Consider the following 24,403-nt stretch of genomic DNA (forward strand, 5'->3'; position numbering starts at 1 on the left):
TTTTAGCCCTCCTTCTTTTCAGTTTCTACAAAGGTTTCAGAAGGTTTTTTACCCTTTATCCACCTTTTAACAAGCCCCGCTCCGGCATGCACTCCTATAGCAATACCTGCACCTGCAATGGCATAGGAGCCAATCTTTTCTGCATCAGCAACAATACCCTCTCCAGCAGGAATAGTTACCTTAGGAAGGTGTTCATAAAAGGGTGTCATTCTGTCCCAGAAATGAGGCTCAGTGCATCCAAGGCATGGATGTCCTGCTCCAATAGGCCAGGCTCCAATATCACAGAACTTGAGAGTCATGCAGTTGGCATAAGTAACGGGGCCCTTACATCCTAATTTGTAAAGACAGTAGCCCTTTCTATGACCGTCATCCCCAAAGGATTCAGCAAATCTACCCTCATCAAAGTGAGGTCTTCTCTCGCAATGATCGTGAATTCTCCTTCCATAAGCAAAGCGAGGCCTATAATATTCATCCATCTCAGGGGGCCTATTGAAGGTCAAGAGATAGGCAACAGTTGATAAAAGGTTATATGGATTAGGGGGACAACCGGAGATATTGATGAGTTTGCCTGTGCCAATGACCTCTGAAACTCCGACTGCTCCAGTAGGATTAGGGGAGGCAGCCTGAATTCCTCCAAAGGTGGCACAAGTCCCGTATGCAATTACTAATTTGGCATCCTTAGCTACTTCCTTTAAAATATTGATAGCTGGTTTCCCACCGATTTGGCAATAAATTCCCCCATCTTTGGTGGAAACAGCACCTTCCACAACAAGAATATATTCCCCTTTATAAGCCTTCATAGCCTTTTCTAAAGCCGCTTCTGCCTGAGCTCCAGCTCCTGCCATAATAGTTTCATGATACTCAAGATTGATAATTTCAAGGAGAAATCTTCCCAGAGGTGGGTGAGAAGAACGCAAAAGGGTCTCTGTGCATCCTGTGCACTCCATAAAGTTTAGCCAGATAACTGTAGGTTTTTTAGGAGTCTTAACCGCTGCCTCAACACGCTCAACAAAGTTATGTGGAAGCCCCATGGTAGCAGTAATCAAAGTGCAAATCTTTAAAAAGTCTCTCCTGCTAAGCCGAGAGAGTTCCTCCATAAATCACCTCCAGAATAAAAATTTTTAACTATTTAAAGCTTTCAAGTGTTTATCCTAATAATACTGGTGAGAAAGTCAATGGAGATTTTTTCTCCAATTAGAGGAAATTTTTGAGATATTTTTGAATTCTATAGTTAAGTTGTCTGCGGGTTATCCCGAGTTCTTTAGCAGCCTTACTTTGATTAAAATTGCAGGCCTTTAGCACTGCTATTATTCTTTCTCTTTCCAGCTCCTCAAGCTCGCATAAGAGCCCGCCTTTTTTAGATGGGTTGATTCTGGTTTGTCCTTCTATAGGAAGGGTCTTCATAGAGGAATCCTTAAGTTTTAAAACCCTATCTACATCCTCTACATCTATCCAGTCCTTTTCCGAAAGGAGAATGAGCCTTTCCAGTAGATTTTCAAGTTCCCTTACATTTCCAGGAAAGGGATAATTTAGGAGTCTTTCAACTGCTTCAGGATGGACCCTCAGGTTTTTTTCATAGAGTTGGTTGAATTTTTTGAGAAAGTGGTCAATTAATAAGGGGATGTCTTCAGGTCTTTCTCTGAGTGGGGGGATAAAAAGAGGAACCACATTAAGACGCCAGTAAAGATCTTCTCTGAACTCCCCCTCTTTAACCATTTCTTCAAGATTTCTGTGGGTAGCGGCAATAATACGGACATCTACTTTAATACTTTTGGTGCCTCCCAATCTTTCAAAACTCTGTTCCTGTAATACCCTTAAGATTTTGGCCTGTAAAGAGAGGGGAAGATCCCCGATTTCATCAAGAAAGATGGTGCCCCCATCGGCAAGCTCAAATTTTCCCTTTTTGGAGGTAAAGGCCCCGGTAAAGGCTCCTTTTTCATACCCGAAGAGTTCAGCCTCAAGAAGGGTTTCAGGAATAGCTGCGCAATTAATGGCTACAAAGGGATTTTTAGCCCGCGGAGAAGAAAAATGAATGGCCTTAGCCAGTAATTCTTTCCCGGTTCCAGACTCTCCTCTTAAGAGGATAGTAGCTTTTGTGCCAGCTACCTTTAGAGCGGACTTTAAAATCTCCTTCATCACAGAGCTTCCATAGATTATATTTTGAAAGGCATAGCGGTCTTTTAACTCGTGTTCAAGCTCCTCTCTTCTTGATCTTTCTTCATAAAAGGCTTGATAAAGCTTTAAGACCTGAGCAATTAAAGTAGCAACAATTTCAAGAACTCTCAGGTCTTCTTCAAAGGAGATACTTTCATCAAAGATGCGATCAACAGAGAGAACCCCTAAGACTTCTTGTTTAAATTTTATGGGGACACATAAAAAGGAGATGTTATCTTTTTCAATGCGGGCCCCTGTGCGATTAAGAAAAAGGGGTTCCTTCCCTATGTCAGGGACTACCATTGGCTCTCCAATCTCAACCACTTTACCTACAATGCCTTCTCCAATCTTGTATCTTCCTTTGGCAATCTGTTCTGGCGTTAATCCATAAGCAACCTCAATCCTAAGCTCACCGGTTTTCAGGTCAAGGAGAGTAATGGTGCCTCTACGCAAATCAAGGTAGTCCGAGAGGAGTTTCATGGCTTGATAGAGATTTTTCTTAATTTCAAAGGAAGAACTTAAAACCTTACTTACCTCAAAAAGGGCAAGAAGTTCTGCATTTTTTCTTTCTAAAATTCGCATGTCTAAAGATTAACACTTTTACAAAAATGTGCAATGATTTTTGAAATTCACAAAAATGTTTATTTAGTGTTTAGGAGTAACCTTATTTTGTTAGTCTTCCTGTATCTTCAGAGGGGTTAAGACTGAGTGGCATGATTTTTGCTTGGATAAAACAAGTAAAAAATTATTAAGGGGGTATAGGTATGATGGAAAAGCCAAGAGATGCTAAGGATGTGATGGAGCTTTGTAAAAAGTATGATGTCCGATTTATCAGGCTTTGGTTTGTGGACATTCTTGGTCAGTTAAAAAGCTTTGCCATTCATGTGGATGAGCTTGAAGGGGCTTTTGAAGAGGGTATGGGTTTTGATGGTTCTTCTATTAAGGGTTTTGCAAGGATTGATGAGTCCGATATGGTAGCAGTTCCTGATCCTTCTACTTTTACTCTTCTTCCCTGGAGGCCAAAGGAAAAGGCTGTTGCCAGAATGTTTTGTGACATCCTCAATCCCGATGGGACTCCTTATCAAGGGGATCCCAGGTATGCCCTGAAAAGGGCCCTTGAGAAAATGAAAAAAATGGGGTTTACCCATTTTTATCTTGGGCCTGAGCTTGAGTTCTTCTACTTTAAGTCTGATAGGTGCCCTGAGATCTTAGATGAAGGTGGCTACTTTGATTACCCTATGGATGCAGCCGAAGATTTAAGAAGGGACACTATTCTTGCCCTTGAATCCATGGGGATAAGAGTTGAATATTCCCATCATGAGGTTGCTCCCTCTCAGCATGAGATAGACTTGAGATTTGCCGATGCCCTTGAGATGGCAGATATTGTTATGACCTATAAGGTAACCGTTAAAGAGATTGCCAGAAAATATGGACTTCATGCCACCTTTATGCCCAAACCCATCTTTGGTGAGAATGGAAGTGGTATGCATACCCATCAGAGTCTATTTATCGGTGACAAAAACGCCTTCTTTGATCCCAATGACAAGTATCATCTTTCTGAAACAGCGAAACAATATACAGCAGGCCTTTTAAAACATATTAAAGAGATTACCCTTGTTTTAAATCAATGGATTAATTCTTACAAAAGACTTGTGCCTGGTTATGAGGCTCCAGTTTATATTTGCTGGGCAAGAAGAAATCGCTCTGCCCTTATCAGGGTTCCCATGTATAAACCTGGAAAAGAGAAGGCAACCCGTATTGAATTGAGATCCCCTGATCCTGCCTGCAATCCCTATCTTGCCTTCGCAACCATGCTTACAGCTGGTCTAAAGGGCATTGAAAATAAATATCAACTTCCTGAGCCTGTTGAAAGGGATGTCTATCATATGGATCCTGAGGAAAGAAAAGCGCTAAGTATAGAAGAGCTTCCTGGAAGTTTGATTGAGGCTATTGAATATGCGGAAAAAAGTGAAGTCCTCAGAGAGGCCCTGGGAGATCACATTTTTAATCAGCTTATAACCAGCAAGAAAATGGAATGGGATGATTATAGAATTAGAGTTACCGAATACGAAATTGCAAAATATTTACCTATTCTCTAAGTAGTAATTAAACCTGCCCCTTTTTTCAGGAGGGGCAGGCTAAAAATATGTTAACTTCAAAAATTGGTGAAGCCTTAGTCAAGGCCCCTTCTTTTGAGTCCGCCTTAAATGAAGTCTTAAAAATACTTTATTCCTATTGGGATGTCCGGCATAGTTTTATCTCCTTTTTTGATCCTGAGTCTCAGACTTTGAAAATAGTATCTGCCTTTGGCCTTACCAAAGAACAGATCAGAAGAGCTATCTTTAAAAAAGGCGAAGGAATGGTGGGAAAGGTTTTTAAGAATGAGCTTCCTGTCCTTCTTCAGGATCTTGAAGAAAAGGGCTATCTCAATAAGCTGGGGCTAAAGGATGTTGTGGAAAGGGGAACGAGTTTTCTTGCAGTGCCTTTAAAAACAGCAGATCAAGTGCTTGGAGTCTTTGGGGTCTTTAAAAAATTCAAAGAAGGGGAGTCAAAAGAAAAGGCCTTAGAACTTCTTCAGACTTTAGGCACTTTTATTTCCATAACCTATCTAATTAATAAAAAACATTCTCAGGAAAGGGCTTTTTGGGAGGAGGAAAAGAAACTTCTTACGCAAACCTTATATGAAAATTTTGGACAGGAAGGAATTATTGGCAAATCTCTGGCTATTCAGAATCTCATTAAGCTTGTGAAAAAGGTAGCCCAAACCACCGCTAATGTATTAATTACTGGTGAGAGTGGAACAGGAAAAAGCTTCATAGCCAAGGCTATTCATTTTTTGAGTCCAAGAAAAAACAAACCCTTTGTAGCAGTAAACTGTGCAGCCATTCCAGAAACCCTACTTGAGGCTGAACTCTTCGGGTATGAAAAAGGAGCATTTACCGGGGCCTTTACCTCCAAAAAGGGAAAATTTGAGCTTGCCGATGGGGGCACCATCTTTCTTGATGAAATCGGAGATCTTCCACTGGCCTTACAGCCAAAGCTTCTTAAGGTCCTTCAAGAAAGAGAAATAGAAAAGCTTGGAAGGGAAGAACCCATAAAAGTTGATGTCCGGATTATTGCTGCAACCAACCGTCCTCTTGAGGAGTTAATCAAAGAGGGCCATTTCAGAGAGGATCTTTATTATAGACTAAATGTAATAACCTTACATCTGCCACCTTTACGGGAAAGGCAAGAGGATATCCCTCTCCTTGCTGAGTATTTTCTATATAAATTTAACCGAAGATATGAAAAAGAGGTTTTTTTATCTCCAGAGGTTATAGAAATTTTCAAGAAATATCCCTGGCCCGGAAATGTGCGAGAGCTTGAAAACCTGATAGAGCGTCTTGTAATTCTCTCAGAGGGAGTGATTCTGCCCACGGATCTTCCTGGTTATATTTTAAAGGGTATTACCTCTCATGAAAAGGAACCTCCCCTTCCCTCTTTCATAGAGGATAAAGAGAAAGAGGAGATCGTTAAGGCCCTTGAAAAGACAGGTTATGTAAAATCAAGGGCAGCAAAATTACTTGGTTTAACCTTAAGACAGCTGGATTATCGCATCAAAAAATACAATATCCCTGTAACTCGCTACTAAATTTCCCCCCTTTATCAAAATTTTTATAATTCCTTTAAAATCCCCCTTTGGATATTAGTTTTTTGCAAAATTGTTAACATGTTAACAAATAATACAGGGAAAGAAAATGTCCCTTCCTTGCAAAACCTTAATTTTTAAGGATTTCTTATTTTATAAAATAGGTATGAATTTTGATTAATTTTAAATAAATCCTTTGGAAAGGGGGGAAAAGAGATGAAAAAGATAACAGCCATTATTAAGCCCTTTAAACTTGATGATGTCAAGGAAGCCCTTGTCAAGGTAGGAATTGGAGGGATGACCATTACCGAGGTCAAAGGTTTTGGTGAACAGAGGGGGCAACTTGAAGTTTACAGAGGACAAGAACTTAAGGTAGATTTCTTACCCAAGATCAAGATTGAGGTGGTGGTTAGAGATGATCAGGTTGAGCAAGTGGTATCCGCCATCCTTGAAAGTGCCTATACCGGAAAAATCGGAGATGGAAAGATTTTTATTTCTCCTGTTGAAGAGGTCATAAGAATCAGAACCAAGGAAAAAGGCGAAAAGGCTGTTTAAAAACTTCTTTTAAAAGTCTTTAAAATCAAAAATCTTAAAAAGGAGGGAGCTTATGTTTAAAAGGGGGATACTGTCTTTGTTGGCACTTCTTCTTACTTTTGGGGAGAGTCTGGCTGAAGAGGCGCAGACTCCAAAACTAAATAGCGGGGATACTGCCTGGATGTTAGTCTCAACGGCTCTGGTTGTCCTTATGACCATTCCTGGTCTTGCCCTTTTTTATGGAGGGCTCTCCAAAAAAAAGGATGTCCTCAATACTATAGTTATGTCTTTTATAGCCTATGCTATAGTCTCCTTTCTCTGGGTGCTTTATGGTTATTCTCTTGCCTTTAATGGAGATATAGGAGGGGTAATAGGGTCTTTGTCTAAGTTTCTACTGCATGGGGTCACTATGGAAAGTCTAAATGGGACCATTCCTGAATATCTTTTTGTAGGGTTTCAACTTACTTTTGCAGCAATTACAGTTGCCTTAATTAGTGGATCATACATTGAGAGAATGAAATTTTCTGCCTGGGTGCTTTTTACTATTCTTTGGTTTAGCTTTGTTTATGTGCCTGTTGCACATTGGGTCTGGGGTGGAGGGTTTCTGGCCAAGCTATCTGCCCTTGATTTTGCAGGAGGAACTGTAGTGCACATAAATGCTGGTATAGCTGGTCTTGTAGGAGCGCTCTTCCTTGGAAAAAGAAAGGATCCTATCTTAAAACCGCATAATCTTACATTGGTAGCTATTGGCACAGGGCTTCTTTGGTTTGGCTGGTTTGGATTTAATGCCGGATCAGCAGTTGCATCAAATGCTCTTGCAGCCATAGCTTTACTTAATACTAATACCGCAACCGCTCTTGCAGCCATAACCTGGATGTTAACAGAAAAGATCTTTACAAGAAAAGCTACTTTACTTGGCTTTTGCTCTGGAGCAGTAGCCGGGCTTGTAGCTATAACCCCAGCAGCAGGTTTTGTAAATCTACTTGGGGCTATCATTATTGGAATTTTGGCAGGTTTCCTACCTTACTTTGCAGTGGCCAAAATTAAGCCAGCCCTGGGTTATGATGATGCCTTGGATGTCTTTGGAATTCATGGAATTGCAGGAATTCTTGGAGCTCTACTTACTGGTCTTCTGGCAGATCCCTCTGTTAATTCTGCAGGTAAAGGTCTTCTTTATGGAAATCCCTCTCAATTATGGATACAGGCTCTCTCTGTGTTCGTGGTTTTGATCTATGATCTTATTGCGACAGGTATAATCCTTCTTGTAATAAAGGTTATAACAGGTCTTAGAGTCTCAGAAGAAGAGGAACTTTCAGGACTTGATCTTTCTCAGCATGGAGAAAGGGCCTATGAATTTGAATAAAACCAACCTGCCCCTTCTGCAGGCAAAAAACTTCAGGCAAAAAAACAACTTACTATGGGAGGTGTGACTATGAAAACTAAAGTGTTCCTTTTAGGAATCTCTTTCCTTGCTTTAACCAGTATGGCGGAGGCTTTTGAGCTTAAAACAGAAAAAATGGGAAAGCTTGAGGTTAATGGTGCCTTAAGTGGCTATTTACTTAGTGGAAAACGAATTGAGGAGAATGCCAAGGAGACAAGGATAGATATAGCCTCTACCCTTATAAGCGTAAGCAAAAAGGCAACTCCTTTAGGTTTTACTCTTATGGGAGGAGCCTTTGCTACTCCAGTTATTGGGCTTGATACCTATAAAACCTCAGATAATGTAGATCTTTTTAGTCCTTTGCCTTTAGCCTTTTTAGAGGTTAGTCCTTCCGAGGGTCTAAGTATTTCAGCTGGAAGAATGGGAACCATCATTGGCTATGAGTCTCCCTTTACCTTTCAGAATAATTATCTTCAGAGAGGACTTGTCTGGAACATGCAACCCCTCTTTACCCATGGAATAAGGCTCTCTTATAACTGGAAGCTTCTTTCCGCCAAAATTGGAATTAATGATGCCTATTATTCCTTGGGAGTTGATTCCAATACCCCGAGTGGATGGAAAAGAAAATTAGCCTATGCCCTTGAAGGTTCTCTTGGAATTACCCCTGTAAAGGATTTCTCCCTTTCTTTCAATTTTCTTATACCTGAAAAGGATGCAAGGCCAAATGAGGCAGCTAACCCTGCCAATAAGCAACAATATAATCTTATTATGAGTTATACCTTAGGAAACTTTACTTTGGCAGGAGATCTTCTCTATGTGTATGCCCCAGATTCTCAGAAGGCACAGGTTCCTTACTCTGCTAAGGCTTATGGGGGTGCTTTACACTTTTCCTACGATTATGCACCCTTCAAATTGGCTTTAAGAGCTGAATATGTAAAAGATAAAAAGGATAAAGGTGGTATTGATCTTGTGGGACTTGGTGAGAATAACAGGGGTTATACTTTGACCTTTACTCCTGGATATTACAAGGATCCCTTTTTTATAAGGGCTGAAATAAGTTATGTTAAGGCTAAAGAGGATTTTGCAGATATAAAGGGTGGAAATCCAACCAGGGATTCTCAAACCAGAGTTGGATTTGAAGTAGGATTAAAATTTTAAAATTTGCAGGGAGGTAGCCCATGCAACTTTCAGGCCCTGGATTTATTAAACTTTTAGATGATCTTTATCAGATTAAACCTGGGAAGAATTCAAGCCATTGCTACCTTATCCTTGCTGAAAAAACTGTGCTTATTGATACAGGAACTAATAAAGATTACCCCCTCCTTAAAGAAGCTCTTGAGAGCATAGGGCTACCTCCCCATGAGGTAGATATTGTCATTAATACTCATGAACACTTTGATCACATCGGGGGGAATATTTATTTTCAAAACAATGGTAGAACATTAATTTTATCACACAGAATGGCTGCTGTAAAAATAATCTATGGTGATGATGAGGTTACCATGTGTCGGGTTAATGATCAACCTGTTATAGGTTATAAGGTTAATTTATGGCTTAACCACATGGATGTTTTAGATTTGGGAAGTTGGTTTTTAAAAATCCTTCATACCCCTGGGCATACCTCTGGATCCATCTGCCTTTATGAACCAAGAAAAAAGGTTTTATTTTCAGGAGACACCCTCTTTGCCAGGGGCACTCCTGCTAATATTTATAATTCTGGAAGCCTTGCAGAATATTTTAATTCTTTAAGAAGACTTAAGACCCTTAAAATTGATATACTTCTTCCAGGGCATGGAAAGATTTCTACCGCAGCAGAGGAAGATATAAAATCTGCTATAGAAAATACCCTTTTTAGATTCCCTGAAGCAGGAAAACTTTGGGAGACCATCATGTTCTGAGGTTAGCTTTGCAAATTTGTTCATTTTAACAATTATGCCCCTGCATAAATTCACATTTTTACAGGAAAAAGGGTGGTAAAAAGAAAACTTCTCATTAAGTCTCAAAAAAATATGGACACAAACATTTGCTTATGCGTATAAGACAAAGAATAGTCGGTTAGCCTTGGATTTTTTGAAGAAGTTTCAGGAGGTATGTCCATTTAAGATAAGGGGGGTAAAAACAGATAATGGGAGTGAGTTTTTAGGGGAGTTTGATAGGTATTTAAAGGAAGAGGGGATAAGGCATTATTTTAATTATCCGAGGTTTCCGAAGGGGAACGGGTATGTGGAGAGATTTAATTTGTGTTACGCCCTAAGAAAAAATCCTATAGAGTCTCAAAAGATATGGGCGCATACAGAATCTTGCTAAAAAGCATTTAAACTTTAAAATTTAATTATGCCAAAGATTGCCATTATTGGAGCAGGCTCTTGGGGGACAGCCCTTGGAAAGGTCTTAGCTGAAAAGGGGCTTGATGTTATCCTTCTTGCCAGAAGAAAGGAAATTGTAGATTCTATAAATTCTCTCAAAGAGAACCCCTTTTATCTCCCTGGAATTCCTCTTCCAGGAGCCCTCAAGGCCACTCTTGACCCTGAAGAGGCCCTTAGTAAGTCAAACCTTGTTATCTGGACCATTCCTTCTCACACTCTTAGAGAAAATCTTTATAACCTTGAACCTTATGTATCCAAAATAAGGTTTCATCTCTCAGGTATCAAGGGGATTGACATTGAAACCACTAAAAGCCCTCTTCAGCTTTTAAGAGAACATCTTGGTGAGGATAAACTTTATTTTGTTCTCGGGGGGCCATCTTTTGCTCTTGAGGTAGCCAAGGGGCTTCCCACAGCAGTTGTTGTTGCTGGCCCTGAAAGAAAAGAAACCCAAAAAATTCAGGAATTACTTGCCTGGAAATACTTTAGAGTTTATCGGAGTTATGATCCCCTTGGAGTGGAAATTGCCTCGGCCCTTAAAAATGTTATTGCCATTGCCTCAGGCATATGTGATGGCTTAGGCCTTGGTCTTAATGCAAGGGCAGGATTAATCACCAGAGGACTTATTGAAATCATAAAACTTGGGACAAAACTCGGAGGTAAAAAGGAAACCTTTTATGGCCTTGCAGGACTTGGAGATTTGGTATTAACCTGTACAGGTGCCCTTTCAAGAAATTATCAGGTTGGGTTAAAACTTGGTGAAGGAAAATCCCTTGAGGAGGTCTTAAAGGAGATTAAACAAGTTGCAGAGGGGGTAAAAACTGTTTCTGTGGTAAAAGAGCTTTCAGAAAAATTTGAAGTCTCTTTACCCATTTGTGAAGAGATTTATAATATTATTTATAAAGAAGAAAAACCAAGAAACTCTATTGAGAGACTCCTTGCAAGGAGTTTAAAAGAAGAATTTGAGGAGGTGGAAAATGAAAGAGCTTAAACTTTTAATGCATGTTCCTGATTCTTCAAGGTTTGAGCCGGCTCTAAAGGTCTCAAGAAATTTTGCCTTAGCCATGGGAGAGAGACCCTACAAGGTAAAAATTCTTGTAAATTTCGAGGGAATTACAGTTTTAAATGACTTTACACCTTTTGTAGAACTTTTCAAAGAAGTCCTTTCTTATGGGGTTGAGGTCTATTTTTGTGAAAATGCCTTAAAAGGTTTTAATATACCCAGAGAAAAAGTTCCAGAGGGGGGGAAGACTGTTCCTGCAGGAATTGTAGCCCTTGTGGAATGGCAGGATGAAGGTTTTAGATATGTTAGGGCTTAGGAGTCTTGTTCTTGCCCTTTTGATAATATCCTTTTTTGTCTCCATCCTTAGAGCTGAAGAGCAGCTTATCTTTCTCATTTCACCTATGACCTCACCTGTTTCAACCCTTTCCAAGTTTCAGCCTTTGGCAAAATATCTTGAACATAGACTAAGTAAGAAGATTGTTATTAAACAAAGAAATAATTATCAAAAAATAAACGAAAATCTTGCTCAGAATAGAGCCCATTTTGCTTATTTATGTACGGGTGGCTATCTTAAAGGCAGAGAGCTTTATAACCTTGAAATCCTTGCTATTCCAGTCATCAATGGTAAAAAAACTTATCAGGCCTATGTGGTTGTGCACAAAAATAGCCCCTATCAGAATATTGAAGACTTAAAGGGCTTAACCTTTGTTTTTACTGATCCACTATCCCTTACAGGCCATCTTTTTATAAAAGCTTATTTAAAAAAACTCGGGGCCTCACCAGAAAACTTCTTTAAAAAAACTTACTTTACTGGTAGCCACGAAAAGTCTATTGAGGCCGTAGCTCGGGGTTTGGCTGATGCTGCTTCCATTGATAGTCTTGTTTTTGAAGACTTGAAGCTTAAGGGAGATGCTCTGATTAAAGATTTGAAAATTATTTATAAATCTCAGGAATTTGGTATGCCTCCTTTTGTGGTTTCTCCTCACCTTTCCAAAAATGAAAAATTGAAACTCTTACAGACTCTACTTAAAATGAATAATGATCCTGAGGGAAAGGAAATTTTAAGAGGTATTGGTTTTGATCGTTTTGACCCCCCGGATCATACCCTTTACACTTCTGCAATACAGATTTTGAAACTTATAAAGTGATAAATCTAAAACTATTTTTGCGTAGCCTTAGTTTTAAACTTTCCTTAGCTATAATCACCATAATCTTATTTACTTCTTTTACGGTCGGTATCGTTATTTTTCAGGGACAAAAAACCTTTCTTGAAAAAGAACTTCATAAAAAGGGGCTTTATTTAAGTAAATTGCTTTCTGAACAGCTTATTGAACCTCTACTTTATGAAGAAAAATTCACCCTTTATAAAACTCTTGAAACCTCTTTTAATGCAGAACCTGACTACATTTTATTTGCTGAGGTCTTTTCTCTTCAAGGAGACCCTATGGTTGCTCTTTTTAAAGAAAAACCACCACAAAATTTGCAACCTGATATCCTCAAGAACATAAACACAGTAAGTTTTAAGGAATTTGCTGATCATTATGAAATCTTGAGCCCGATTATAGCTAAAAATTACGGGATCATTGGCTATCTCAGACTGGGAATAAGTTATAAAACCTGGAAGGAAACACTGCAAGAAGTCCATAGTAAGGCCTTCTTCACAGTTTTTTTCATTACTTTATTGGGTATTCTAATAGCTCTTTTTATCACCAGAAAGATCATACAGCCAGCGCAGGAGAGAATGCTAAGGGCTGAGAAGTTATCAGCCCTTGGCCAATTTGCTTCAGGCCTTGCCCATGAAATTAAGAACCCCTTAACCTCGGTTAAGATGCTTCTGCAAGAGAGCATTGAAAGTCAATCTCCTTTAGAAAAAAGGGATCTTGAAATCATTGAAAAAGAACTCAACAGAATTGATAAGATTGTTAAAGATTTCCTCAGTTTTGCCAGGGTTAATAAAAGGGAACTAAAATTAGTAAACCTTTCGGAACTGATAGGCAATGTGGTTGAACTCTGTCGGGGAGAAATTGAAAAGGCCGGTATTGATCTTGAAATACATTCACCTCTACCCCCCCTTGAAATTTATGGAGATGAGGATGGTTTGAAACAAGTCATTATAAATCTTTTATTAAATTCTTTTCAGGCTATCAATGGTAAGGGAGGAAAAATAGAAATTAAACTACAAAAAATAGGAAAACAAGCTAAAATTAACATTGTGGATACAGGGTTGGGAATACCCAAGCGATTCCTTCCCCATATCTTTGATCCCTTCTTTACAACTAAAAAAGAAGGAACAGGCCTTGGTCTTTCTATAGTTAGCAGAATTGTTAAAGAACATCGTGGAAAAATTGAGGTCTTCTCTGAAGAAGGCAAAGGAACTAATGTAGAAATAATACTTCCTCTTTCTGGTAAATCGTTATGAAAAGATTACTTATTGTAGATGACGAACCCTCTGTTCATTATGCCTTTGAAAAGGTTTTAAGTAAAGAATATGAAATCCATAGTGTTGAGACCTTGCAAGAGGCTTATTCTAAATTTGAGGAAATCTCGCCCCATCTTGTTCTCTTAGATCTAAAGCTTCCTGATGGAAATGGGATTGAATTTTTAAAGAATATTAAAAAAGCCCAATCTGAGATACCAGTTATTGTTATTACTGCTTTTGCGGATACGGAAAGTGCTATTTATGCTATGAAAGAGGGAGCCTTTGATTATTTAGCTAAACCCTTTGACATTAACCAGCTTAAAGAACTCATTCGCAAAGCCCTTTCCTCAAGTAGTAAAGATTCAGAATCCCTTACCCTACAGGCTAATTTAAATTGTCCAGCCAAGATTGTAGGTAAGAGTAAGGCTATCCTTGAGGTTTCCAAACTTGTAGGCCAGATAGCAAATACTGATATTCCTGTGCTGATTATGGGAGAATCCGGTGTTGGTAAAGAGCTGGTGGCAAGAGCCATACACTGTTTTGGTAAAAGAAAGGAAAAACCCTTTTTAGCGGTTAATTGTGCCTCTTTACCAGATACCCTTATTGAGAGTGAACTTTTTGGATATGAACCAGGGGCCTTTACTTCTGCGGAAAAGAGAAAACTTGGTAAATTTGAAGTGGCTCACGGAGGGACTCTTTTTCTTGATGAAATCGGAGATATGAGTCTTTCTACTCAGGCAAAACTTCTGAGAGTCCTTCAGGATCAGACCTTTGAAAGATTGGGAGGAAATAAACCTATTCAGGTAGATGTGCGGATTATTGCCGCAACCAATAAAAATCTTAAAGAACTCATTAAAAATGGGCTTTTTAGGGCTGATTTATATCATCGTTTAAATGTAGTAAATATAGAAATCCCTCCCTTGCGAGAGAGAAAAGAGGATATCCCCATCCTTGTAGAATATTTCATACAGAGAACAAATCAAGAAGTTGGAACAGCTATTAAGGGTATAACCAAGGAGGCCCTTACTTTGCTTGAAAACTATAGCTTCCCGGGAAATGTTAGAGAGCTTGAAAATATTATTAAAAGGGCTGTTATTCTTGCCAAAGGTGCCTATATAACTCCTGAGGAAATTAGATTTCACTATCTTGAAAATGGCGACGAATTGGAAAATATAGTGAAAATCCTTGTTGAGGAAGGTTTTAACCGCTTCTCAGCTGATATCTATCACGAAATTTTAAAACGAGTAGAGAGGAATCTTATTCAAAAGGCCCTTCAATTAACCGGGGGTAATCAGGTAAAGGCTTCAGCCCTCTTAGGAATTAATAGACTTACCTTGAGAAAGAAACTGGAAGAATACTTTTAAAAATTGTATAAAAAATAAACAGCTCTGTCTATTTCATATTCAATTAATCGTTTTTTTGCTTTTAAAAATTAAGGATTTTTAAAGATTTTAATCTGGCATAAATTTTGATCTATTAATAATTGAAAATTTTTAGAAATAATCTCAGTATGAGGAGGTAGCTATATGACTGAAGACATTTTAATTACTATGAGGAGAGATTTAGAACGGGTCTTAAAACAAAAGAAAGAGGGCTTTCATTGGGTAATGATTATTGATTTAAGAAAGTGTGTGGGATGTCATGCCTGCACTGTTGGGTGTATGGCAGAGAATGTTTTGCCTCCAGGGATTATGTATCGTCCTGTTTTTGATCAGACCAATGGAACTTATCCCAAGCTTAAGAGGGTTTTTATTCCAAGGCCCTGTCAGCAGTGTGATAATCCCCCCTGTGTGCCGGTATGCCCAGTAAAGGGTAAAGCTACCTGGAAAGAAAAGAAGGGAATCGGAGAAGGTATAGTTATGATTAATTATAATGAGTGTATAGGATGTGGAAAATGTGTTCCAGCCTGTCCATATAAGGTTAGGGCTTTAGACCTTGGAGAGTTTCACTCTCAAAATGCCCCCTTTATACCTGAATATGAGAAAAGACCAAACTTTGAGTATTTAAGGCCCTGGCCAAGAACTAAAGATGAAGATCCCATTGGAAAGGCAAGAAAATGCCACTTCTGTTATCATCGTTTGGTTCAGGGTATGCTTCCTATGTGTGTTACCACTTGCATTGGCAGAGCTAATTATTTCGGTGATCTCAAGGATAAAGAAAGCCTTGTCTATAAAATCTATGAAGAAAATAAAAATAAATTAATGACTATGATTAAAGTTCCTGATGCTACACCTATTTATGGAAAGGCTGAATTTGGCAAATCTCCAACCAAACCAAGGGTTTTTTATATTCCGGCATAGAATTAAAAAAATTTTAAAATAGGAGGAGGGAAGTATGGAGAAAGAAAAAAAAGAGACCTTAAAAAGGGAAGGAGAAATTTTTGATCTTTCAAGAAGGGATTTTCTTAAGTGTTCTGCCCTTCTTGGTGGAACCTTACTTGCAGGTCAACTTGAATGGGCTCAGGATTTAATTAGAAGAGCCCAGGCAGGAGAACTTACCCCTGAGGAACAATATCAGCTCTCAAAGGCGGAAAATATTCTTTATAGTGTATGTCTCCAGTGTAATACCGGATGTGGTATTAAGGTTAAACTTTTTAGAAAAGGAAATCAGGCTATAGCAGTTAAGATTGATGGAAATCCCTATAATCCCTGGACTACTCTTCCCTGGGTTTCCTTGCCTGCCAATCCCAAGGAGGTAGCTAAAATTGATACCGCCATCTGTCCTAAAGGACAGGCTGGGATTCAAACCCTTTATGATCCCTATAGAATTACCAAGGTGTTAAAACGGGCTGGAAAAAGAGGAGAAAATAAATGGATTACCATTTCCTTTGATCAGGCTATAGAAGAAATAGTGAATGGAGGATATCTCTTTAAACATGTTCCTGGTGAAGAAAATCGCTATGTTAAAGGATTGAAGGATTATTATGTCTTAAGAGATCCAAAGATTGCAAAAGAAATGGCTGAAGAGGTATCCAAAATCTGGAAGGCTAAAGACAAAAAACAGGCTGTTGAGGAATTTAAGGCTAAATTCAAAGATTATCTCCATGTGCTTATTGATCCAGACCATCCTGATCTTGGCCCCAAGAACAATCAAATTATTTATATGTGGGGAAGGAAAAAGGCAGGTAGAGGGGAATTTGATGCAAGATTTTTCAAAGATTATTTAGGCACAGTGAATACCCACGGGCATACCACTGTTTGTCAGGGTAGCTTGTATTTTACCTGTAAGGCTTTGAGTGAACAATATGAATACAATAAATTTAGTGGTGGTAAGAAATTTTACTGGCAAGCCGATCAGGAAAACTCAAAATTTATCCTTTTTATTGGAGCCAATCTCTTTGATGCAAATTATGGGCCACCTAACAGAACAGTTAGAATTACTGAGAGGCTTGCTAAGGGAGAATTAACTATTGCTGTTGCTGATCCAAGATTTAATAAACTTGCTTCCAAGGCAAAGTATTATCTCCCTGTTAAACCAGGAACAGATGCTGCCCTTTGCTTAGCTATAATTCAGTGGATTATTAATAATCAAAAATATGATGCCAGATATTTGCGCTGTGCAAATAAAGCTGCTGCAAAAGAGACAGGAGAGCCCACCTGGTGTAATTCTACATGGCTTGTAAAGATTGACAAGGATGGGAAAGCAACCAAGTTTTTAAGAGCTCATGAGATAGGTCTTGCTGAACCCAAAAAGGTCGTTGACAAAGATGGTAAGGAGCACACTTTGGAATTCTTAGTTGTCATGAAGGATGGAAAGCCAGTTGCCTTTGATCCCAATGATGACAAAAATCCCGTTTATGGAGATCTTTTTGTGGATACTGAAATCAATGGAATAAAGGTAAAAAGCGCCTTACAAATTCTCAAGGAGAGTGCCTCTGCCAAAACTCTGGAAGAATGGGCAAAGATTTGTGATGTAGATCCCAAGCTTATTGAGGCTGTAGCCAAGGAGCTAACAAATTATGGAAAGAAGGCTTGCGTTGATGTTCACAGGGGAGTTGCTCAGCATACAAACGGCTTCTATAATGTTACCGCAGCTATGAATATAAATCTTCTTCTTGGGAACTTTGACTGGAAAGGAGGAATGATTGCAGCCTCAACTTATGCCATTGATGGAAGTAAAAAAGGTCAGCCCTTCAATTTTGCTAAAATGAAACCTAAGGCCTTAAAACCTTTTGGAATTAGTATTATCAGACATGATGTAAAATACGAAGAGACCACTCTCTTTAAAGGGTATCCTGCTAAGAGAAACTGGTATCCCCTTTCTTCTGATATTTATGAAGAAATCATCCCCTCCATTGGAGATGCCTATCCCTATCCTTGCGGAATTCTCTTTACCTATATGGCTGCTCCAACCTATGCCCTTCCAGCCGGGCATACCAATATTGAAATCCTGGCTGATGTAAACAAGGTTCCCCTTTACATAGCTTCTGACATAGTTATAGGAACAACCTCAATGTATGCGGACTATATCTTTCCTGATCTAAGTTATCTTGAAAGATGGGAATTTCATGGATCTCATCCCAACATGCCTGCTAAGGTTCAACCAGTAAGACAGCCCGTTGTTGCACCCATTCCAGAAACAGTTAAGGTCTTTGGAATGGAAATGCCTGTTTGCTGGGAGACCTTACTTCTTGCCCTTGCTGAAAAACTCGATCTTCCCGGCTATGGTGAAAATGGATTTGGTGAAGGCCTTCCCTTCAAACATCTGGATGACATGTATATCCGTATGGTAGCCAACATTGCTATGGAAGAACCAGCTGTTCCTGACGCCTCAGATGAGGAAGTAGATCTTTTCATCAAAGCAAGGTCTCATCTTCCAAAGAGTGTTTTTGATGTAGAGAGATGGAAAAAGATAGCAGGCCCCTATTTCAAAAAGGTTGTTTGTATCCTGAATAGAGGTGGGAGATTTCAGGATTATAAAGATGTCTATAAGGGTGAACAGGTGTCTAATAAGTATGGAAAGCTCATAAATATTTATCAGGAAAAGACTGCAGGAACAAAGAATTCTGTTACCGGAAAATCCAACCCAGGATATGCAATTTATATACCCATTATGGCCCTTGATGGTAAGACCCCTGATGGACATGGATTAACTGCAGGATATGATTTACATCTGATCACTCAAAGAGATATTACTCAAACTAAGAGCAGAACCATTGTAGATTACTGGTTGCTTGCTGTTTATCCAGAAAATGGTATTGTTATTAATCCTATAGATGCTAAAGTTCTTGGCTTAAAAGCAGGTGATCTCGTAAAGGTAGTCTCTGCAACTAATCCAGAAGGGGTTTGGGATCTTAAAAATGGCAAGAAGAAGCCCATGATCGGAAAGGTCATAGTCACGGAAACTATAAAACCAGGTGTCATAACTTTTACTCTGGGACATGGGCACTGGGCAACAGGAGCAGGAGACTTTATAATTGACGGAAAGCTTATCAAAGGTGACCCAAAAAGAGCAACAGGAATCCATGCAAATGCAGCTATGTGGGTTGATCCTTATATGAAAAATACCTGTATGCTCGATCCCGTAGGAGGCTCAGTATCCTTCTATGACACTAAGGTAAAATTAATCAAAGTTTAAATTTTTTTATTCACGGGGGGAGAAATCCTTCTCCCCCCTTTTTATTTAACATTTCCTTAACATTTTCATTAAAAAATTAACTAAAAATTAACCTCAAATTAACCGCATTTTCCAAAAAATTTCTTTATAATAAGTCTAAAAATACCTTTTACAGGAGGTGGATATGGGTATGAAAGGAAAAAAATTAAAATGGAGCATGGGATTACCCCTTGCTCTTTTAGGGGGAGCCTTGGTTGTGGGTGGCCTATATTCCCAAGTTGAAGCCAAAAAGGGCGTAACATCCCCTGTGGAAAAGGCGGATGTTCAGACCTGTTATGGCTGTCATAGTGAGATTAAAGACCTTCATGCAACAAGTAAGCACAAAAATTTAAACTGTAATGTCTGTCATTCCAACTTTGGAAAACATCTTGAAAATCCTATGGAGAACAAACCTATTACACGCCTTGAGCATGCTGTTTGCGGACAGTGCCATAAGGATCAATATGAAACCTTTGTGAGTGTTAATTTGGCTTCACCGGCAAAGATTGAAAAAGCAACCTCAACAAGTAGGTCCCCTCTTTTTGACAATCTTATGAGACCCCATGGCTTTACGAGGGAACATGCTGAGCCTCGGAGCCACATTTTTGCTTTAGTTGATCATCTTCTTGTGGACAGAGCTTATGGCGGAAGATTTCAACTTAAGGACTGGACTATGCTTTTTAATGCCAAGGCAGCTGAAAAAAGCGCCTGGGAAGTTTTAAAAGATGCTGATCCTGCATCAAGTGATCAGAAAATTTTTCCACCTTACACTCCAAGAACAGCAGCCACAGCTGCAAACCCTGTATGCTTACAATGTAAGACCACAGATTTTATTCTTAAATGGGCCTATATGGGAGATAAACACCCCAAGGCCAAATGGGATAGAACCTCTAAGGTAGTAGAGATGGCAAGGGATGCTCACAGAACATTTGCTTGTGTGCACTGTCATGATCCTCACGCAGCTAAACACAGAGTAGTAAGAGATGCCCTGATTGAGGCCATTGTTGACAGAGGTAAAGGGACCTATCCTTATGACCCTGAAAAGAGCAAAAAAGTCACTGTCCAAAAGATTGTCTTTAGGGATTTTAGAGCTATTGGAATCTTAAATAAAGCAGATGCCAATATAATGTGTGCCCAGTGTCATGTAGAATATAACTGTAATCCTGGCTTTGATCCAAAGACCGGACAGGCTATACCCATGGCTGATAGAAGAACCAATTTCTTCCCCTGGGTTAATGTAATGGATATTGAAAAGGTTTATGATGAAATAGGCTTTAGAGATTTCAAGCATGAAATAACTGGTGCTCCTCTTATTAAGCTTCAGCATCCTGAGGTGGAGACCTTCTGGGGAAGCAAACATGAAAGAGCAGGAGTGACCTGTGCGGATTGTCATATGCCAAAGGTTAAAAATAAACAGGGCAAGATCTATACCTTCCATGGGCAGAGAAGTGTAAAGTATGTGCCTGGAAGAACTGCGGTTTGTGTTAACTGTCATAAATACTGGACGCCAGAGCAAGCTGAATATGTGATTTCAGGAATACAGAATTATATCCGTGGAAAGATGAGAAAGGCTGAGTTCTGGATTTCAAAACTTGTGGATACTTATGCCCAGGCCCAGGCAGTCGGGGTTTCTGAGGAGGTTCTTGCTCAGGCAAGACAGAAGCACGCTCAGGCTCATCACTATTGGGAATGGTGGACTGCTGAAAACTCTGATGGTTTTCACAATCCCGAACTTGCTACTGCTTCTCTAAATAAAGCAATTCAATTAGCAAATGATGGAGTCCTTCTCCTTGAAAAGGCCATAAAAGAGAAGCGGACATCTGGTAAGTAAAAATTTTTGGGGGGCTCTAAGCCCCCCTTTTTTATTTATTTACTAAACAAAGTAAGGAGGTCAAGAATGATTAAAAAAATAATTCCCTTAATGAGCGTTATATTAATTCTTTTTTTGGGATGGGTTTTTACAGGAGAAGCTGCTAAAAAGAAAGGTCATCCCAAAATTGGAGATATGATAACCGAAGATCCCCAGGTCTGTGTGAGCTGTCATGAAGGAAAAGTTAAGGAATGGGAGAAAGGGCCTCATGGTCTAAATCAAGTGCGCTGTTTTATCTGTCATGGAGATCTTGAGAAAAGATTTGAAAGAGTAGCCAAGCCCTCAAATTGTGTAATGTGTCATGCTGATAAGGTTGAGGATTTGAAAAAGGCAAAAAAATCTAACTGCTTTGTTTGTCATACCGGACATACTTTGGAAGTAAAACCAGGAAGCAAAAATATACACAAATAAGGGAGGTGTTAAAAATGGCTGAGATGAATAGAAGAGACTTTTTAAAATGGAGTGCTGCTATAACAGCAGCCTCTGTTGTTGGTTTTGAGCTTTCCCTACCAGAAAATCTTCAGGCTGTTGAAGTAGATAAATGGGTAAAAAGTGTGTGTAGATATTGTGGAGCTGGATGTGGGCTTTACATTGGTGTTAAAGGGGGAAAAGTTGTTGCAGTTAAGGGAGATGATAAGAACTGGAACAGAGGTTATCTCTGTGTGAAGGGAAGTTATCTTCCCAAGATCCTTGATGCTCCAGATAGACTTAAATATCCCATGGTGAGGGATGGAAATAAATGGAAGAGAATTTCATGGGATAAGGCGATGAATCTTATGGTCTCAAAGTTTGCTGAGGCTATTAAAAAATATGGCCCTCATGCAGTAGGATTTTACGGTTCTGGACAATCTTTTTCTGAAGAGTCTTATCTTGCAAATAAGCTTTATAAAGGGGCCCTTGGCACAAATAACATTGATGGGAACCCAAGACTCTGTATGGCTTCTGCTGCGGTTGGATATGTGACCTCCTTTGGGAAGGATGAACCCATGGGAAGCTATGATGATATCTATCATGCGGATTGCTTTTTTATAATTGGTTCAAACATGAGTGAGGCCCATCCTGTTATTTTTAGACTTGTTATGGAACAAAAGAGAAAGAGAAATGTTAAAATCGTTGTTGTAGATCCACGGAAAACCCTTACGGCAAGAAATGCAGATTTATATCTTGATTTCGTTCCGGGAACAGACCTTTTCATCCTTCATGCTATGGCCCATGTCATTGTAAAGGAAAAACTTTATAATAAAGACTTTTTTGACAAACATGCTGTTTTTAAAAAGATGGGACCAGATAACAAACCTGTTAATGTCACCTTTGACGAATATGTAAAGTTTCTTGAAGAATACACTCCTGAGCTTGCAGAGCAAAAATCAGGATGTCCTAAGGAAAAGATTATTCAAGCAGCAAGGTGGTTTGCTACCTCTAAAGCTACCATGAGCTTCTGGTGTATGGGAATAAATCAGAGGACAAGGGGGGTCTGGGCCAATAATCTCATTCATAATCTCCATCTTCTTACTGGTCAGATCTGCAGACCAGGGGCAACTCCATTTTCCCTAACAGGACAGCCTAATGCCTGTGGTGGTATTCGTGATGTGGGATTGCTTTCTCACCTTCTTCCTTACGGGAGAGTTATTGCTAATGAAAAGCATAGAGCAGAAATGGAAGAATTCTGGGGGATTCCCAAGGGAAGAATTCATTCAAAACCAGGACCTACTGCTATTGAGTTATTCACAAAATTTGCAGAAGGAGAAATTAAGTGTCTCTGGGTGGTCTGCACAAATCCTGGGCAGAGTCTTCCAAATCTCCAAAAATATAGAAAGGGTATGGCAAGTGGGGACACCTTTTTAGTGGTTAGTGAGGCCTATCATCCCAGTAGAACTTCAGAGCTTGCAGATCTTGTTTTGCCAGCAGCCCTCTGGTGTGAAAAAGAAGGAACCTATGGACAATCTGAGAGAAGATATCAATATTTGCCTCAGGTTATAAAGCCCCTTGGTGAAGCAAAATCAGACTTCGAAGTAATCTTAACTTTTGCAAGAAAGCTTTTAACTGCCCTGGGAAGAGAAGATGAAGCTAAGAAATTATTCCCCTATAAAACTACTGAAGATGTCTGGAATGAAATGAGAGCATGTTCTAAAAATACAGTTTACAATTTCTGGGGTATGACAAGAGCAAGACTGATTAAAGAACATGGTATGCTCTGGCCTGTTCCTACTGAAGATTACCCAGCCCCAGGCACATTACGGCGCTTTACTGCCAAATATGGAGATCCCCTGGTTAAAAAGTTTGATCCCAAAGCTGAAGATATTTCCTTCTATGGAAATCCTGCGGATGGAAACAGGGCTATAATCTGGCTTAGACCTGCAGTGGGGCCTGCTGAACCTGCGGATAAAGATTATCCCTTTGTTCTTACTACTGGGCGCCTTATTGAACACTGGCATACGGGCACAATGACTATGAAGGTTCCTGAACTTATGAGGGCTGCGCCTCAGGCCTTTGTAGAAATTAATCCTAAAGATGCTCAAAAGCTTGGGATTAAAACGGGAGATAAAGTGCGTCTAACCTCACGCAGGGGAAGTATTGTCCTTCCTGCCAAAGTAGTTGATATTCCAAGACCAGGAGTGTTATTTGTGCCCTTCCACTATCCTGAAAAACTTATAAATGACTTAGTCACCGATGCCTTTGATGCCCTTTCCAAACAGCCTGAATTTAAAATCTCTGCGGTAAGGATTGAGAAGGTTTAAAATGCTTTATATTGGGGTAATGATTGATCTTGCCGAGAGGGGGGCTGAAAAGGCCCTCTCGGCCCTTCCTTTTTTAACTATATATGGAAGTAAAGAGGATAAACTTATTGGAGTAATAGAAGTTCAGGATTTAGAGGAATGGAAAAGAGTAAATGAAATTCTTTTAAATATTCCAGGATTTTTAGGTCTATCTATACTTTCATCATTTCAAGAAGATCGCGAAGGGAGTTCTTAAAGACGAATGTTTATCAAAAGTTTTCTTCGTCCTCCCGGGGCAGTAAGGGAGTCTGAATTTGTAAAAAAATGTCTTAGATGTGGAAAGTGCCAGCAGATCTGTCCATATAATAGCATTGTGCTTACCTCCTGGGAAAATCCCTTTTATTTTGGTCTGCCTTATATTATTGCCAGAAAAAAACCCTGTTATCTCTGCATGAAATGTCCTCCTGTGTGTCCCAGTGGCGCCCTGGATAGAACCCTGAGTGATAAGAATAAAGTCAAAATGGGAGTGGCCAAGATTAATAAAAATACTTGCTGGGCTTATCAGGGAAGTTTTTGCAGAGCCTGTTTTATGAACTGTCCCATTTTTGATAAGGCCTTAAAAATGACAGATGAGCTTTTACCTGTGGTTATTGAAAAATACTGTGTAGGGTGTGGTATCTGTGAAAATGTTTGCCCTGTTGAGCCATCAGCCATAATTATTGAACCAAAGAAAGATTAA

General features: G+C 39.4%; 21 protein-coding genes. 19 read left to right on the forward strand and 2 right to left on the reverse strand.

Translation table 11 applies throughout. The features are described 5' to 3' along the window. Positions 1-2: 2 nt before the first annotated feature. Both THC_RS06780 and nifA read right to left on the reverse strand, forming a co-directional pair. A complete protein-coding gene (locus tag THC_RS06780) occupies positions 3-1,097 on the reverse strand; it encodes a hydrogenase small subunit (protein ID WP_068515198.1) in 1,095 nt (364 codons plus the stop codon). Between the two features lie 97 nt (positions 1,098-1,194). Further along, a complete protein-coding gene (nifA, locus tag THC_RS06785; protein ID WP_068515200.1) occupies positions 1,195-2,736 on the reverse strand; it encodes a nif-specific transcriptional activator NifA in 1,542 nt (513 codons plus the stop codon). A gap of 182 nt (positions 2,737-2,918) precedes the next feature. On the opposite strand from nifA, the gene THC_RS06790 reads away from it, so the two are divergent. The 19 genes from THC_RS06790 (at position 2,919) to THC_RS06875 (ending at position 24,403) form a co-directional block, all read left to right on the forward strand. Continuing rightward, entirely contained in the window at positions 2,919-4,253 is a 1,335-nt protein-coding gene (locus THC_RS06790) for a glutamine synthetase family protein (RefSeq protein ID WP_068515202.1), read from the forward strand. 47 nt (positions 4,254-4,300) lie between these two features. Next, the gene (locus THC_RS06795) at positions 4,301-5,785 is read left to right on the forward strand and encodes a sigma-54 interaction domain-containing protein (protein WP_068515205.1); all 1,485 of its coding nucleotides are present in this window, start codon (positions 4,301-4,303) and stop codon (positions 5,783-5,785) included. Between the two features lie 213 nt (positions 5,786-5,998). After that, a complete protein-coding gene (locus tag THC_RS06800; protein ID WP_068515207.1) occupies positions 5,999-6,337 on the forward strand; it encodes a P-II family nitrogen regulator in 339 nt (112 codons plus the stop codon). Positions 6,338-6,389: 52 nt separating this feature from the next. After that, the gene (locus THC_RS06805; RefSeq protein ID WP_068515209.1) at positions 6,390-7,679 is read left to right on the forward strand and encodes an ammonium transporter; all 1,290 of its coding nucleotides are present in this window, start codon (positions 6,390-6,392) and stop codon (positions 7,677-7,679) included. Between the two features lie 69 nt (positions 7,680-7,748). Next, on the forward strand, positions 7,749-8,855 hold the full coding sequence (locus THC_RS06810; RefSeq protein WP_197650952.1) for an outer membrane beta-barrel protein: 1,107 nt from the start codon (positions 7,749-7,751) through the stop codon (positions 8,853-8,855). Positions 8,856-8,875: 20 nt separating this feature from the next. Further along, positions 8,876-9,595, forward strand: a complete 720-nt coding sequence (locus THC_RS06815; protein ID WP_068515211.1) for an MBL fold metallo-hydrolase — start codon at positions 8,876-8,878, stop codon at positions 9,593-9,595. 172 nt (positions 9,596-9,767) lie between these two features. After that, positions 9,768-10,004, forward strand: coding sequence for a hypothetical protein (locus THC_RS09215; protein WP_231938339.1), 237 nt, complete (start codon positions 9,768-9,770; stop codon positions 10,002-10,004). A gap of 27 nt (positions 10,005-10,031) precedes the next feature. Beyond that, positions 10,032-11,051, forward strand: a complete 1,020-nt coding sequence (locus THC_RS06820) for an NAD(P)H-dependent glycerol-3-phosphate dehydrogenase (protein WP_068515213.1) — start codon at positions 10,032-10,034, stop codon at positions 11,049-11,051. Next, complete coding sequence (locus tag THC_RS06825; protein ID WP_068515216.1) at positions 11,038-11,379, forward strand: DsrE family protein; 342 nt, start codon at positions 11,038-11,040, stop codon at positions 11,377-11,379. Before THC_RS06820 ends, THC_RS06825 begins: the two co-directional genes overlap by 14 nt. Further along, the gene (locus THC_RS06830; RefSeq protein WP_068515218.1) at positions 11,366-12,211 is read left to right on the forward strand and encodes a substrate-binding domain-containing protein; all 846 of its coding nucleotides are present in this window, start codon (positions 11,366-11,368) and stop codon (positions 12,209-12,211) included. Before THC_RS06825 ends, THC_RS06830 begins: the two co-directional genes overlap by 14 nt. 17 nt (positions 12,212-12,228) lie before the next feature. Continuing rightward, complete coding sequence (locus tag THC_RS06835; protein WP_148638838.1) at positions 12,229-13,482, forward strand: sensor histidine kinase; 1,254 nt, start codon at positions 12,229-12,231, stop codon at positions 13,480-13,482. Next, positions 13,479-14,846, forward strand: a complete 1,368-nt coding sequence (locus THC_RS06840; RefSeq protein ID WP_082706363.1) for a sigma-54-dependent transcriptional regulator — start codon at positions 13,479-13,481, stop codon at positions 14,844-14,846. The genes THC_RS06835 and THC_RS06840 overlap by 4 nt, the downstream gene beginning before the upstream one ends. Positions 14,847-15,008: 162 nt before the next feature. Further along, on the forward strand, positions 15,009-15,782 hold the full coding sequence (locus THC_RS06845; RefSeq protein WP_068515224.1) for a 4Fe-4S dicluster domain-containing protein: 774 nt from the start codon (positions 15,009-15,011) through the stop codon (positions 15,780-15,782). A 34-nt stretch (positions 15,783-15,816) separates the two neighbouring features. Then, positions 15,817-19,059, forward strand: a complete 3,243-nt coding sequence (locus THC_RS06850) for a molybdopterin-dependent oxidoreductase (RefSeq protein WP_068515226.1) — start codon at positions 15,817-15,819, stop codon at positions 19,057-19,059. A gap of 163 nt (positions 19,060-19,222) precedes the next feature. Next, on the forward strand, positions 19,223-20,908 hold the full coding sequence (locus tag THC_RS06855; RefSeq protein WP_197650954.1) for an ammonia-forming cytochrome c nitrite reductase subunit c552: 1,686 nt from the start codon (positions 19,223-19,225) through the stop codon (positions 20,906-20,908). A 66-nt stretch (positions 20,909-20,974) separates the two neighbouring features. Further along, positions 20,975-21,358, forward strand: coding sequence for a hypothetical protein (locus THC_RS06860; RefSeq protein WP_068515231.1), 384 nt, complete (start codon positions 20,975-20,977; stop codon positions 21,356-21,358). Positions 21,359-21,372: 14 nt separating this feature from the next. Next, positions 21,373-23,685, forward strand: coding sequence for a molybdopterin-dependent oxidoreductase (locus tag THC_RS06865; RefSeq protein ID WP_068515234.1), 2,313 nt, complete (start codon positions 21,373-21,375; stop codon positions 23,683-23,685). A 1-nt stretch (position 23,686) separates the two neighbouring features. Further along, on the forward strand, positions 23,687-23,920 hold the full coding sequence (locus THC_RS06870; protein WP_068515238.1) for a hypothetical protein: 234 nt from the start codon (positions 23,687-23,689) through the stop codon (positions 23,918-23,920). A 6-nt stretch (positions 23,921-23,926) separates the two neighbouring features. After that, the gene (locus tag THC_RS06875; protein WP_068515240.1) at positions 23,927-24,403 is read left to right on the forward strand and encodes a 4Fe-4S dicluster domain-containing protein; all 477 of its coding nucleotides are present in this window, start codon (positions 23,927-23,929) and stop codon (positions 24,401-24,403) included.

The sequence above is a fragment of the Caldimicrobium thiodismutans genome (genome assembly GCF_001548275.1).
GTDB classification, from domain to species: Bacteria; Desulfobacterota; Thermodesulfobacteria; order Thermodesulfobacteriales; family Thermodesulfobacteriaceae; genus Caldimicrobium; species Caldimicrobium thiodismutans.